General features: G+C 74.5%; 11 protein-coding genes. All 11 read right to left on the reverse strand.

What is annotated here, in order from left to right; all coding sequences use genetic code 11:
• Positions 1-795: an ABC transporter permease gene (locus MNY60_RS16315; RefSeq protein WP_242337521.1), complete on the reverse strand. Its 795-nt coding sequence runs from the start codon at positions 793-795 to the stop codon at positions 1-3.
• Positions 792-2,057, reverse strand: a complete 1,266-nt coding sequence (locus MNY60_RS16320) for an O-antigen ligase (protein WP_242361125.1) — start codon at positions 2,055-2,057, stop codon at positions 792-794. The genes MNY60_RS16315 and MNY60_RS16320 overlap by 4 nt, the downstream gene beginning before the upstream one ends.
• Before the next feature lie 149 nt (positions 2,058-2,206).
• Positions 2,207-3,289 carry an LptF/LptG family permease gene (locus tag MNY60_RS16325; protein WP_242337525.1) on the reverse strand — a complete coding sequence of 361 codons (1,083 nt, stop codon included), beginning with the start codon at positions 3,287-3,289 and terminating at the stop codon, positions 2,207-2,209.
• Positions 3,286-4,398: an LptF/LptG family permease gene (locus tag MNY60_RS16330; RefSeq protein WP_242337527.1), complete on the reverse strand. Its 1,113-nt coding sequence runs from the start codon at positions 4,396-4,398 to the stop codon at positions 3,286-3,288. Before MNY60_RS16330 ends, MNY60_RS16325 begins: the two co-directional genes overlap by 4 nt.
• Positions 4,399-4,402: 4 nt before the next feature.
• On the reverse strand, positions 4,403-4,915 hold the full coding sequence (purE, locus tag MNY60_RS16335) for a 5-(carboxyamino)imidazole ribonucleotide mutase (protein WP_243337962.1): 513 nt from the start codon (positions 4,913-4,915) through the stop codon (positions 4,403-4,405).
• Positions 4,915-6,177 carry a phosphoribosylamine--glycine ligase gene (gene purD, locus MNY60_RS16340; RefSeq protein ID WP_242337532.1) on the reverse strand — a complete coding sequence of 421 codons (1,263 nt, stop codon included), beginning with the start codon at positions 6,175-6,177 and terminating at the stop codon, positions 4,915-4,917. The genes purE and purD overlap by 1 nt, the downstream gene beginning before the upstream one ends.
• Before the next feature lie 283 nt (positions 6,178-6,460).
• On the reverse strand, positions 6,461-8,035 hold the full coding sequence (gene purH, locus MNY60_RS16345; RefSeq protein ID WP_242337534.1) for a bifunctional phosphoribosylaminoimidazolecarboxamide formyltransferase/IMP cyclohydrolase: 1,575 nt from the start codon (positions 8,033-8,035) through the stop codon (positions 6,461-6,463).
• 139 nt (positions 8,036-8,174) lie between these two features.
• Positions 8,175-8,768, reverse strand: a complete 594-nt coding sequence (locus tag MNY60_RS16350; protein ID WP_242361128.1) for a sigma factor-like helix-turn-helix DNA-binding protein — start codon at positions 8,766-8,768, stop codon at positions 8,175-8,177.
• Positions 8,769-8,848: 80 nt separating this feature from the next.
• Positions 8,849-9,358, reverse strand: coding sequence for a MerR family transcriptional regulator (locus MNY60_RS16355; protein ID WP_242337538.1), 510 nt, complete (start codon positions 9,356-9,358; stop codon positions 8,849-8,851).
• A 272-nt stretch (positions 9,359-9,630) separates the two neighbouring features.
• A complete protein-coding gene (locus MNY60_RS24350; RefSeq protein ID WP_242337540.1) occupies positions 9,631-11,397 on the reverse strand; it encodes a protein kinase in 1,767 nt (588 codons plus the stop codon).
• Positions 11,398-11,494: 97 nt separating this feature from the next.
• Positions 11,495-13,303 carry a glycoside hydrolase domain-containing protein gene (locus tag MNY60_RS16365; protein WP_242337542.1) on the reverse strand — a complete coding sequence of 603 codons (1,809 nt, stop codon included), beginning with the start codon at positions 13,301-13,303 and terminating at the stop codon, positions 11,495-11,497.
• Positions 13,304-13,714: the final 411 nt, after the last annotated feature.

Raw genomic sequence — 13,714 nt, forward strand, 5'->3', positions numbered from 1 at the left:
TCAGAAGTTGTGGATGTGGCGGTCCTCGGACCGCACGAAGAAGGCGCCGCCCGCGAGGAGCGAGACCGCGGCCGCGAGCGTCGCGAGCCCGACGAGCCCGGCGGGCGGGATCCGCCCCTCGTAGATGGTCACCTGGAACATCCGCACGATGGGCGCGGCCGGGTTGAGCGCCAGGGCCATGCGCAGCGCGGGGTGGAGGTTCTCGAGGAACGACACCGGGTAGATGACCGGCGTCACGTAGAACCAGATCTGGAAGAGCACGTCGATGAGGTGCCGGACGTCGCGGAAGAACACCGAGAGCGAGCTGAAGAGCAGCGCGAGCCCCGTCGTGAACGCCGCAGCGAGCAGGAACGCGAGCGGGACGAAGAGCCAAGACACGCCGGGCGGGCGGCCGAGCGCGATCGCCAGGATCGCCAGGGCGGGCAGCGACAGGACCGCGTCCGTGAGCTTCGAGCCGACCGCGGCGAGCGGGTAGACCGCCTGCGGGACCGCCACCTTGCGGATGAGGCTCTGGTTGCCGAGGAGCGACATCGAGGCGGAGACCGAGCCGACCGAGATGAGCGTCCAGGGCAGGAGGCCGGCGAGGAGGAACACCGGGTACCCCTCGATGCCGATCCGCATGATGGTGGAGAACACGAGCGTGTAGACGACCATCTGCAGGAGCGGGTTGAGGAGCGTCCACAGCATCCCCAGGGTGCTGCGCTTGTAGCGGACCTTGAGGTCGCGCGCGACGAGCAGCGCGAGCAGCTCCCGGTAGCGGAGCACCGCCTGGACCGATCCCACGAGCGCCATCATGCCTGCGATTCCCCTGCCTTGCCGTTCGACGCGTCCGGCCGCGGCCGCGCGAGCACCGCCGCGATCCCGATCGCGCAGCCGAACGCGAGCGCCGGCTCGGACGTCCAGAACACGTCGTGCACGGCGGAGTTCACGAGCAGCGCGGCGATCACCGCGAGCCCGCCCACGGCGCCGGCCCGGCCGAGCGCGTCCGCGCCGCGGCGCCACCGCGCGAACGCCACGGCGAGGAGCGCGAACCAGGCCACGACGGCGCCGCCGAGCAGCGGCCCGCCCTCGGCGACGGCCGAGAGGAGCGCGTCGTGACACCAGGCCTGCACGCCGAACTGCGGATCGCGACGCTCCCAGTAGGGCGCCGACCAGCGCGGCAGCGCGCCGTAGCCCACCCCGGTGAGCGGGTGGTCCCGGATGACGTCCGCGCACACGGCCCAGATCGTCTCGCGCCCGTTGCCGCCCCCCGTCGCGCGGGTCTCCTCCAGCCAGTGCCAGGCGGCGGGCAGGAGCGGGCTCACGGCGAGCGCCCCGGCGGCCGCGGTCGCGAGCGCGATCCGGCGGGTCCGGCGCGTCATGGCAGCGGCCGCGACGATCGCGGCGGCGACTGCGAGCCCGGCCCACGCGGAGCGGGCGCCCGTCAGGAACACCGCGGCGCCCGAGGCGACCGCGGCGAAGGCGAGGAACGCGCGAGCCCTCCGGGGAAGCGGCGCCCGCGCCGCGAGCGTCCCGGCGAGCACCGCGACCGGCGTGAGCGCGTGGGCGAGCCGCGTGTACCAGCTGAAGAACCCCACGACCGCGAAGCGCTCCGGCGCGCCCGGGGCGAACACCTGGCGGTACGCAGGAGGCAGGGACGTGCCGCGGAGCCCCAGCGCGTGCATCGGGTCGATCCCCGTGCGCACCTGGACCCAGGCGAAGAGGGCCGGCACGAGGGCGGCGGCGCTCCACACGGAGAGCACGAGGAGCGCCCGCCGCCGAGGCGCCTCGGGATCGTCGCCGGCTCCCGCCTCGAGCGCGAGGGCGACCACGAGCGGCGCGAGCAGGTAGCGCCAGTGGAACGCGGCGGAGGGCGAGCCCGGCGGCAGGCCCGCCGACCATGCGAGCGCGACCGACCCGGCCGCGCTCGCGGCGAGCACCAGCACGGGGACGGCGACGCGCGCGACGGGGGGCCGATCGCCGAGCACCCACAGCCCCGCCACGGCGACCGCGGCGACGGCGAGCCCGATCTGCATGCCCGCGATGGAGATGGGGAGGAACGCCGCGTGGACGGTCACGCCGGCGATGGCGGCGCGCGCGAGCAGGGAGCGCGCAAGCCCCCCATGCCGAGCCTCATCGCTCGGGCCGACGACCGCCTCCCCAGCACGCATGCCGCCCAACACTAATACACAACCGTCCGGAGCGCCTCCTGGCGTCGCCCCTCGGGTCACCGCGCCCGCCGCACCGCGACCGCGCCCACCACGAGGAACACGACGTTCGGCGCCCAGGCCGCGAGCCACGGCGCGACGTGCCCCGAGAGCCCCATCGCCCAGGTGACGCCCTGCGCTCCCCAGAACAGGAGCGAGACCCCGACCGACTCGACGAGCGCCGCCGCGATGTGGCCCTTGCGGTTGCGGCGCAGCGCGAGCGCGAGCGCGAGCATCGCGCCGGGCGCGCCGGCGAACGGGTACGCGAGCCGGTTGTAGCGCTCGAGCTGGAACTCGGCGACCGGCAGGCCCAGCCGGCGGCGGATCGCGATCTGGGAGAGCAGCGTCTTCCAGCGCATCTGCGTGGGCCGCCCGGGGACCACCGCGAAGGCGTCGGGCGGCTCGGGGAACTCGTACCGGCGCGAGGCGGCCCGGTCGAGCCGCACGCTCCCGTCCGGCTGGAACGTCCGGTCCTCGACGTCCTCGAGCAGCCAGCCGCCCCCCTCGGGCCGCATCTTGTCGGCGTCGATCCGGCGCACCAGCCGGAAGGCGTCCGAGACCTCCATCACCGTCACGCGGGCGAACCCGCCGTCGGGCAGCGTCCCGCGGAGGTGGTACACCCGCCGTCCGTCCTTGCCGCGGAACCAGCGCTTCGGCTCGCGCGCCGCCTCGAAGCGGCGCCGGTCGCCGCCCCGCCCGAAGCGGAGCGCCTGGATCTCCTCGGCGCGCTCCGCGGCCTCCACGCCCCACAGGTCGTGGACGACGAGGAGCGCTCCGCCGGAGAGGATCGTCACCGCGATGACGGGCACGGCGAGCCGCCACGGTCCGAGCCCCACCGCGCGCATTGCGGTGTACTCGCGGGTCCGGCGGAACGTCGAGACCGCGATGGCGGCGCCCAGGATCATCGCCGCCGGCGCGACCTGCCGCACGACCACGGCGGCCTTGTACACGTAGAGCTCGAGCACCGCCCCGACCCAGCCCGGCCCGGTGAACGCGGCGGCGTTGTCGACGAAGTCGACCGCCAGGAAGATCGCGACGACGCCCGCGAGCGCGCCCAGGAACGCGGCGAGCGTCCGGCGCGCGACGTACCGGAACAGGATCACCGCACCGCCCCCGTGCCGCGGTGGACCTGGATCGCGATGAGCGCGAGCGCGAGGGCGGACAGGACCAGGGTCGGCAGCTCGAGCGCGAGCGCGGCCGGGAGCGCGCCGCGCTGCGCCATCACCTCCCCGGCGCGCAGGAGCAGGTAGTGGGCGACCACCACGAGGAAGGTCGACCCCACCCCGAACGCGCGGCCCGCCCTCCGGGAGGCGCCGAGCGGGACGGCGAGCAGCGCGAACGGGATCACCGCCAGGGCCGAGGCGATCCGCCGGTGCAGCGTCCCCTCCGCGCGCCGCGCGCCGACGACGTCTCCCTTGGCGCGCGCCTCCGCGGCGCGCGCGCGCAGCTCGGCCACGCCCTCGCGGCCGGTGCGGGACACGGCGTTGCGATCCGAGAGCGCGGTCCCGAGCCCGAGGACGACCTCGGCCCGCCGGAAGGTGGCGAGCACGTACTCGTCCGAGTCCACCTGCTCGCGATGGACCTCGCCGTCGTCCAGGACGAGGCGCATCTCCTCCCCCGCACCGACCGGCTCGAGCCGGCCGCCGTGGGCGAGCGCCAGCACCGGCGCGGAGGGATCGGAGCGGTCGCTGATGAGGACGTTCTCCCAGCGCCCCCCGTGGACCCGCTGCGCGTAGAGCGTGTACCCCGGGATCTGGTCGTAGAACGTGCCCGGGCGGACGTCGTTCATGACGTTGTGCTTCACGATCTCGTTGAGCCGCGTGCGGGCCGCGTCGAGGCTCGCCGGCACCGCCTCGAGCGACAGCCAGAGCCCCACGCCCGCGACGGCGACGCCGAGCGCGAGCGGGACGGGCACGAGGAACGCCGGCGAGAACCCCGCCGCGCCGAGCGCCACCACCTCGCGGTCCTCGGCGAGCCGCCCCACCCCGAGCACGGCGCCGAGCAGGAACGCGATCGGCAGGACGTACCCGAGGAAATACGGCAGGAGGAAGACGATCACCGCGCCCACGTCCACGAGCGACACGCCCGAGCCGAAGAGCACGTCGGCCTGCGCGAGGAGCTGCGTCGCGAGCAAAATCTGGGTGAGGAACAGGAGGCCCGCCGCGAAGGGGAGCAGGATCTCCTTGGCGAGGTACCGGTGGAGGAGCCGCAACCGGCTAGCCCTTCGGCGGCGCGAGCTTCGCCTGGAGGGCGGCGTCCTTCGCGAGGACCTCCTCGGCCATCTTGCGGCGCTGCGCCCGGACGCGCTCGGCGACCTCCGCGTCCGTGCGCGCGACGATGCGCGCCGCGAGGAGCCCAGCGTTCCGCGCGCCCGCCTTGCCGATGGCGAGCGTGCCGACGGGCACGCCCGCGGGCATCTGCGCGGTCGAGAGCAGCGCGTCGAGCCCCTTCAGATCGCTCGCCGCGAGCGGCACGCCGAGGACGGGGAGCTCGGTCTCCGCGGCGCAGACGCCGGCGAGGTGCGCGGCGGAGCCGGCGCCGCAGACGAGGACCTGGATGCCGCGGCCGGCGGCCTCGCGCGCGAGCTTGCCCGTGCGCTCCGGCGTGCGGTGCGCGGAGGAGACGTGGACCTCCGCCGGGATGCCCAGCTCGTCGAGCGCCTTCTTCGCCTCGGCCATGACCTCCCAGTCGGAGTCGGACCCCATGAGGATGAGTACCTTCGGCTCCATCACGCCCTCTTGCCGATGTCCCTGCGCAGCTGCATGCCGCGGAAGCGGATCCTGGCCGCCGCCTCATAAGCGCGGCGGGCGGCGTCGTCGAGGTCATCGCCGAGCGCGCACACCGTGAGCACGCGGCCGCCGGCGGTGACGATCCGTCCATCCCGGGCGCGCGCCGTCCCGGCGTGGAACACCTGCACGCCCTCCTCGAACGGGCCGGCGAGGCCGTCGATGGGATCCCCCGCGGCGGGCTTCGCCGGGTAGTGCTCCGCGGCGAGCACCACGCCGACTGCCGCCCGGCGATCGAACTCGAGCGTCACGTTCGACAGGTCTCCCTCCGCCGCGCCGAGGAGCGCGGGGACGACGTCGCTCGTCATGCGCAGCAGGATGGGCTGCGTCTCCGGGTCGCCGAGCCGCGCGTTGAACTCCAGGACCCGCGGGCCGTCGGGCGTGAGCATGAGGCCCGCGTAGAGTGCGCCGCGGAACGGGCGGCCCCGGCGGGCGAGCTCGCGGACGGCGGGCAGGAGCACGTCCCGCTCGACCATCGCCGCCACCTCCGGCGTCACCGTGGGCGTCGGCGAGAACGCGCCCATGCCGCCCGTGTTCGGGCCGCGGTCGCCGTCGAAGATGCGCTTGTGGTCCTGCGCCGCGGCGAGCATGCGCACCCGCTCGCCGTCCGTGAAGGCGATGCAGCTCGCCTCGGGCCCCTCGAGCCGGTCCTCGACCACGACGCGCGCGCCGGCGCCGCCGTGGACCTTCTGGACGAGCATCGCGCGGAGGGCCTCCTCCGCCTCGGGGAGCTCGCCGCACACGACGACGCCCTTGCCGGCGGCGAGCCCGTCCGCCTTCACGACCACCCGCCCGCCGCGCGCGCGGGCGAAGGCGAGCGCGGGCTCGAGCGCGGTGAACGTGCCGTGGCCGGCGGTCGGGATCCCGGCCGCCTCCATGATCTCCTTCGCGAACGCCTTCGAGCCCTCGATCTCCGCGGCGGCCGCGCTCGGGCCGAACACCGGGATGCCCTCGCGCGCGATGCGGTCGGCGAGGCCGGCGACGAGCGGCGCCTCCGGGCCGATCACGACGAGGTCGATCTGGTTCTCGCGCGACCAGTGCGCGATGCCCTCCACGTCGGTCGCCTCGAGCGCCACGAGCGTCGCCACCTCGGCGATGCCGGGGTTGCCGGGGGCGGCGAACAGCTCACGGACGAGGCGGCTCCGGGAGATCTTCCAGGCGAGGGCGTGCTCGCGCCCGCCCGATCCGACGACGAGTACGCGCATGGAGACCCGGGCTTATATCACGTCCCATCGGGCCACGGCGGGGGTCGGCGAGCCCTCCTCCACCCCGGCTCGGCGGCCTCCCTCCAGACCGGAAAGCCCCCCGGGAGGGCCTTTCCCGATGCGCCGGCCCGCCTCGCCAGGAGGCGTGCGAGCGCGAGGCCCGGCCGCGCCCCCGCCCTCGCCGTCACCCGGAGGAACGTGCCGCAGCGTCACATCGCAGGAGTGCCGCGAGCGCCGCGCCAGCCCTGGCCGCAGCAGGGACGAGCCCGCGCGGGGAGCGCCCTCAGTGCCGGAAGTGCCGCATCCCCGTGGCGACCATCGCCACCCCGGCGGCGTCCGCCGCCTCGATCACCTCGGCGTCGCGGATCGAGCCGCCCGGCTGGATGATCGCGGTCGCGCCGGCCTTGATGATCTCCTCGACCCCGTCCTTGAACGGGAAGAACGCGTCCGAGCCGACCGCCGAGCCGGCGAGCTGGAGCTGCGCCTTCATGCGCGCGGTCTTCACCGACTCGACCCGGCTCGTCTGCCCACCGCCGATCCCGACCGTCCGGCGCTCCCGCGCGAACACGATCGCGTTCGACTTCACGTGCTTCACGACCTTCCACGCGAAGAGCAGATCCTGCCACTCCGCGTCGGTCGGCGCGCGCTTCGTCATCACCTTGCAGTCCTCGCGGCGGATCGCGCCCAGATCGCGGTCCATCACGAGCAGGCCGCCCGGGATCGAGCGGAGCTCGCGGAGCTCCTCCGGGCGGCGGGTCCAGCTCGCGCGCGGCGCGGCGAGGCGCGGCGCCTCGAGCAGCCGCAGGTTCTTCTTCGCGGCGAGCGCGGCGCGCGCCGCGGCGTCGTAGCCCGGCGCGATGACGCACTCGAGGAACAGGTCCGTGAGCTCCTTGGCGGCCGCGGCGTCCACCGGGCGGTTGAGCGCGACGATGCCGCCGAACGCGGAGACGGGATCGCACTCGCGCGCGCGGGCGAACGCCTCGGCGGGCGTCGCGCCGAGCGACACGCCGCACGGCGTGTTGTGCTTGATGACGACGCAGGCGACCTCGTCGTGCTCCTTGAGGGCGGCGAGCGAGGCCTCGAGATCGAGCAGGTTGTTGTAGCTGAGCTCCTTGCCCTGCAGCACCTTCGCGAACGAGACCGTCGGCTCGTCCGGCTCCCGGCCGGCGCGGTAGAACGCGCCCGCCTGGTGCGGGTTCTCGCCGTAGCGGAGATCCTGGGCCTTCGTGTAGACGGCGCCGAGCGTCGCGGGGAAGTGCGCCGGCGGCGCCTCCGGCGTCTCGCGCGCAGTGAGGTACTCGGAGATCGCGGCGTCGTACGCGGCGGTGTGCGCGAACGCCTTCTTCATGAGATCGAAGCGCGTCTGGCCGGAGAGGTCGCGCGAGGCCTCGAGCTCGGCCGCGACGCGCTCGTAGTCCGCGGGGTCCACGACGACGCCCACGTGCGCCGCGTTCTTCGCCGCGCTGCGGACCATGGTCGGCCCGCCGATGTCGATCTCCTCGACGCACTCCCAGAACGGCTTCCCCGCCGCGACCGCCTCGCGGAACGGGTAGAGGTTCACGACGACGAGGTCGATGGGCGGGATGTCCCGCGCCTTCACGTCCGCCTCGTCCGAGGCGAGCCCGCGGCGATAGAGGATCCCGCCGTGCACCCGCGGGTGGAGCGTCTTCACGCGGCCGCCCAGGATCTCGGGGGCCTGCGTGTAGTCGCCCACCGGGACCACCGGGATGCCCGCGTCTGCGAGCGCGCGCTGCGTGCCGCCGGTGGAGAGGATCTCGACCCCGAGCGCGGCGAGGCGCTTCGCGAACGGGACGAGGCCCGTCTTGTCGGAGACGGAGACGAGAGCGCGGCGGACCATTTTGAACACCTCCGGGAAGGGGTGCCCTTGTAGCCCGCGCCGCCGGAGGATTCAACGGGTGAGCGGCGGGGCCGCGCGCCGCACCCCCGCCGCCCGCCCGCCGCCGCTGCTGCCCGCCGGCGGCTGGCCGACCCGCGAATCAATCCAGGAGATCGTCCGCCCCGCAGCCGCCGGGCGAGCGCGGCTCGTCCTCGGCGATGGTCCGCAGCTTGGCGAGCCCCCGCGTCTCGACCTGACGGATGCGCTCGCGGGTCAGGTTCATGATCGACCCGACCTCCTCGAGCGTGATCCCGCCGCGGTCCGCGACGTCGAGCGCGCACGTCTCGTCGAGCTCCCAGACCTCGCGATCCGGGAAGTTCAGCTTGATCGACCCGGTGGCGGGGTTCACGTCCAGGTAGAGGTGGTGCTTGCAGGCGATGAACATGCAGGGGCGCGGACCGTTCGCGCACTCCGCCCGCGAGCGTGGCCGGCTCGCCTCGATCTCCCGCACCGTCGCCTCGAGCTCGGGATCGACGATCCCGAAGGCGCGCTGGCGCCGGAGCTCGCGCGCGATCTCCTTGCGCGACATCGTCTTCGACCGCCGGCGGCCGCGCTTGTCGTCGATGTCGCCTTCGAGGTCGAGGCCGCCGTCCTCCGGCGCGCCGCCCACCGGGCCCACCAGCAGCTCCTCCCCGTCCTCGCGCGCCTCGTCGCCGGCCTGGATCTGCGGCTCGCTCCGCTTCGCCTCGCTCATCCCCTGCCCTCCCTCTCCACCGTCCACCGCGGCCTGAGCGCCGCACCGTCCACCAGGCGCCGGGCCGGCGCCCACGATCGTCACGCCCCGGCGGCCTCCGCCGGGACGGTCGCGACCGCGCCTCCCACCTTCTCGAGCCTCCCGAGCGCGCTGCGCGCCTCGCGCTCCGCGCGGGAGAGCTCCTCCTCGAACTGCTTGCGGCGCGGGTGCGCCCGCGCCTTCTGCGACAGCTGCGCCACGAGCTCGTTGAGCCCCTTCTCGACGTCCTCGAGCTGGTTGCGAACCGTGACGAAGCTCCCGCGGATGTCCTCGACCGTGTAGCCCTCCGCCATCATCCGCTTGATGAGCGCGATCCGCCGCACGACCGAGACCGGGTAGAGCCCGGTCGACCCGGTGTGCTTGCCCTTCCGGCCGACGCGCCGGCTCCGGGGCAAGAGCCCCATCTGCACGTACTTCCGGAACGTCGAGGCGGAGAGCCGAGCGCCCTTCGACTCGAAGAGGCGCACCACCTCGCCGCTCGTGATTCCACCCGCACGCTCGCGCTCGACGCGGGCGATCTCTTCGGTGCGGAGGTACTCGGCTGGGTTCATGGATCGAAAATCTTCTTTTGGAAACTTGATTTGGAAGGTACTCCACTGAGTGGCAGAGGGTCAACCGAGACCGGTGGTCCCTGAGGGAGGGCGTCTTGTCGCAGGGTCAGCGGTGGCAGCGACCGCGCGTCACTGCGACCGGAGGCGGGCGATCCACCCGGGGTGCGCGGTGAGCGGGGACGGTCGCCGTCCGTCGAGGAACGGAGCGGCGATCAAAGGCGGGCTCGGATCGACGGGGGGCCGGGGCGATCGCGGCGGCAGCGCCGCCGGGCTCAGCGCGCGCCAGGCCGCGCGAGCACGACCGTTCGTCGGCCGGGCGTGATCGTGACCACTCGCACGTCCGCGCCCTTGGGATGGTCCACGCGGACCCGGTAGCGGCCCGCCGGCAGGCGAACGTCGAGCGGCGTCTCGCCGAGGCGCGCGCCGTTCACGTGGACCGTCCCCCACGGCACCGCGTTCACGCCGAGCACGCCCAGCCCCGACGACGCCGCGGGGAGGGCGAGGCCGTTGAGGCTCGGCGCGATCCGCAGCGCCTCGATCGCGGGGAGCGGCGAGAGCTGCAGCCCGCGCCCGCCCGGTGGCTCCGCCGCGGGCGCCGCGCGAGGCCCGGTCGGCTCCGCGGGCGGGGGCGCGTCTGACGCGACGCTCGCCTCGTGCGGCTCGTTCACGCCGGAAGGAGACGGCAGCCCGGAGGACCGGTCCGAGGGCGACGGGTGGGTGAGGGACGCGGGCGCCAGCGAGGCGCGAGCGGCGTCTCCGGGCGGAAGGGCCGCGGCAGCGCCCGCGCCGCGCGCGGGGTCCGAGGCCGCCGCGCGAACCGGCTGCAGCGCCACGGCCTCGCGCCTCGCTCCCCGCCGCAGGGCGAGGCCGGCAGCGAGCGCGAGGGCGACCGCGACCAGGGCGAGGACGAGCGCGCGCCGGGGCGTGCGACGGCGAGCCGACGGCGCGGCGGTGCGGGTGGCGGACTCCTCCCGCAGCTCGCCGCTCGGGACCGGGCGGGCGCTCGCCTCGGCCTCGAGGGTCGCCGCCGGCGGAGCGGACACCCGGGTCGCCCCACCCACCGGCTCCGCCGCGACGGGCACCGGCCTCACGCGCGTGCGCTCCGGCGCGGGCGCGGGGGCGGGCCCCTCCGGCCAGAGCGCCTGCATGAGCGCGCGCAGATCCACGTCCGCGGGCGAGCGCGTGATCCGCAGGAGCACGCGGGCGAGCGACTCCGCCAGCCCCTCCGCCGACGCCGTCCGCCGCTCCACGTCGCGCTCGAGGGCGCCCAGGACGACGGCGTCGAGCTCGGGCGGCACCTCCTCGTTCCACGCCGACGGCGGGGAGACGACCGCCTCGCCGAGCACCGCGCCGAAGGTCGCCGCCTCGGAGTCGCGCGCGAAGAGCCGGCGACCCGCGCAGAGCTCCCACAGCACGACCCCGAGCGCGAACACGTCCGCCCTCGCGTCCACGGGCTCGCCGCGCGCCTGCTCCGGCGCCATGTACGCGAGCTTGCCCTTGAGCGTTCCCGGCGCGGTGAGCCCCGCCCGGCCCATCGCGCGGGCGATGCCGAAGTCCGCGAGCTTCACCTCGCCCTCGAACGACACGAGCACGTTGTGCGGGGAGACGTCGCGGTGGACGAGGCCGAGCGGGCGGCCGCCGTCCCCGAGGCGGTGGGCGTAGGCGAGCCCCTTCGCGACCTCGGCGGCGACGTGGACCGCGCGCGGGAGCCCGAGCCGGACGCCGCGCTCGCGCGCCCGCTCCACGACGCGGCCGAGGTGGTGCCCGCGCACGAGCTCCATCGCGATGTAGTACCGGCCGTCGATCTGGTCGAACTCGAAGACCTGGACGACGTTCGCGTGGCCGAGGCGCGAGGCGAGCCGCGCCTCCTCGATGAACATGCGGACGAAGGCGCCCTCGGCCTCGTGCTCGCCGCGCACGAGCTTCAGCGCGACCTCCTTCACCACGCCGGCCGCGAGGGTGACCTCCGCGCGCCACACGTCCGCCATGCCGCCGGAGGCGAGCGGCTCGACGAGCCGGTACTTTCCGAACGCGCGCACGCGCGCCGGATTCTACGACCGCCGGACTGTGACGGAAAGGAAAGGGCGCGGCCGGACGGACCGGCCGCGCCCCTCTGCGCACACGTGACGGTGGGTACTACCTGCCCCGGCGGCGCCGCCGCGCCCAGGCCACGAGCGAAGGCAGCGAGAGGAGCGCGCCCGCGCCGAACCCGCCCGAGGAGCCGCAGCCGCCGCCCTGCACGAGCGGGAAGCTCGGCATGCCCGGCACGCCCCCCACCGAGGCGAGCTTCTTCCCCTGCACCGCGAGGATCTGCATCGCGAGCGCCTCGCGCGCCGCCATCACCCGCTGCGGGTCGACCTCGGTCTGCGAGGCGGAGGGGAAGAGGTCGCGCGCGATCTTGCGCGCGGCGTCGCCCTGGCCCGCGTCGGCGAGGAGCTTCAGGTACTCGTAGTCCTCCATGCCCTCGCGGATCATCTTGAGCCGGATCGAGGCGACGGGGATCTGGGTCGAGCCGCCGATCCGATCGGGCCGGCCGGGGTAGAAGAGCGTCCCGTCGCCGTTGCCGGAGAAGTCCCACTGGTTCGACCACGCGTCGTGGGTGAACGCGAACGCCGTCTCCCAGTACAGCTCGCCGGTCGCGCCCTCGAGGAAGGAGATCCACTCCATGGCGCGGTTCCGCACGGCGGACGCGTCGATCATGTAGGAGGGCCAGCCGGTGGTGTACTCGTCCCACTCCGACGGGCTGCCCATGTTCACCGTGCCGCCGCAGCCGTGGCTCATGCAGCTCTGGTAGAGCCAGAGCTCCTTGGCCTTCGACTGCGCGAGGAAGCCGTCGTACTTGGAGCGGTTGTCGCCGGGGTGCTCGCCGGTCGGCTTGTCGTCCATCCAGTTGATGACCGGCACCATGATGTCGATGTCGCTCGACACGCCGTGCGCGTCGGAGTCCCAGATCTGCGTCGTCACGAGCGTCTTGAACTCGGGGTCGGCGTCATGGACGGCCTGCGTGCGGGTGGGGATGTCGTCCCAGCTGCAGGTGAGGGGCGGCTCGTCGCAGGTGTAGTCGAAGAGGCGATCCATCCAGCCCTTCGCGCGGAAGTGCTCCGCCCAGCGGCGGTGCTCGTCGACGGAGGTCTGGTTGCCGACGTACTTCACGGTCGTGAGCTTCGCGCCGGGGAGGCGCGTCTGCGCCGTGCCGTCCACGAGCGCCGCGTAGTACTGGTCGAAGTGGTCGAAGTCGCCGTGGTGGCCGTCGTCGGCGACGCCCGAGAGCGAGATGCGGTGGTCGAGGCCGAGCGCGGCGTAGCGCGCGCGGATGGCGGCGTCGTCCTCGGGCGACACGCCGTGGCCGCCGGGGATGAGGCCGTACGACAGGCCGAAGTGCGTCTTGAGCGACGCCGTCGACGGCAGCTCGAAGTCCCAGGCCGTGAGCATCACGGGGATCTGCGCCTCGCCGGCGTCGGAGGTCACCGTCACCTTCCCGAAGTAGCTGCCGGGCTTCGCGTCGCGCGGTACCCGCACCTCGACCCAGATCGCCCGGCTCTCGCCCTCGGCGACGTCGAAGGGGAACGCGTTGCGCTTCTCGCCCACGACGTCGTCGACGTCGGGCACGAGCGCGTCCGGCCACCGGCCGGTGCCGCCGTCGAGGGCAGACGGCGTCTGCACGTCGATCGCGTCCTCGCGGTAGAGCTTCACGTCGTCGACGGTGCCGGGCCCCTGGAGGCTCGTGGCGCTCGCGGACACGCCGCGCGCCGGACCGGTCACCACCACCTGGAATGCCTCGAACTCGTTGCGGGCCGCCGCGATGCGCGCCTCGGTGCTCGGGCGCGGCTTTGCGTCGGGCCGGATCTTCTCCGTCGCAGGGGCCACCCACACGTCCGCCGCGGAGGCGAACATCGGGGCGATCGAGAGGGCGGCGGCGAAGAGGACGGCTCGGCGGGAAGTCATCGGGTGGGGCTCCTTTCCCGTTCGGGTTTGCGAACGAGGAACGGAGGCCCAAGCGAGCGAATTTCTCGCCCCCCGGTGAGCAGAGGTGCCGCGGAGAGGGTGAAGCTCGGCCGCGCACCCACGCCATCCGACGCCCGGCGCCAGGGTGAGCCGATTCGTACAGCGAGCTCGCCTGCTCGCGATCGGGGCTGGGGTTACTGGAAGATCCGCGCCGGCTCGGCGCCCCGGCGCGGGCGTGGGCTACGCCCTGCTCGCACGCCCGTCGTACGGGCGGCGCCCAGGCTGTGGCCAATTTGGGGATAGGCGCGGCGGGATGGGCGCGCGGCGGTCACGCGCGGCCGCGTGCCGGCGACGCACGGACGGCCAAAACGGCTCGCGCCGCACGGCGTGAGCCGCGCGGCGCGAGGGTGG

Origin of the sequence: Anaeromyxobacter sp. SG17, from assembly GCF_022690695.1 — a bacterium.
Taxonomy (GTDB): domain Bacteria; phylum Myxococcota; class Myxococcia; order Myxococcales; family Anaeromyxobacteraceae; genus Anaeromyxobacter; species Anaeromyxobacter soli.

Bases quoted from the DNA above. Each gene is read 5' to 3' on its own strand.
- MNY60_RS16365 (WP_242337542.1), bottom strand. From the start codon at position 13,303: ATGACTTCCCGCCGAGCCGTCCTCTTCGCCGCCGCCCTCTCGATCGCC.
- purD (WP_242337532.1), bottom strand. From the start codon at position 6,177: ATGCGCGTACTCGTCGTCGGATCGGGCGGGCGCGAGCACGCCCTCGCC.
- MNY60_RS16355 (WP_242337538.1), bottom strand. From the start codon at position 9,358: ATGAACCCAGCCGAGTACCTCCGCACCGAAGAGATCGCCCGCGTCGAG.
- MNY60_RS16315 (WP_242337521.1), bottom strand. From the start codon at position 795: ATGATGGCGCTCGTGGGATCGGTCCAGGCGGTGCTCCGCTACCGGGAG.
- purE (WP_243337962.1), bottom strand. From the start codon at position 4,915: ATGGAGCCGAAGGTACTCATCCTCATGGGGTCCGACTCCGACTGGGAG.
- MNY60_RS16350 (WP_242361128.1), bottom strand. From the start codon at position 8,768: ATGAGCGAGGCGAAGCGGAGCGAGCCGCAGATCCAGGCCGGCGACGAG.
- purH (WP_242337534.1), bottom strand. From the start codon at position 8,035: ATGGTCCGCCGCGCTCTCGTCTCCGTCTCCGACAAGACGGGCCTCGTC.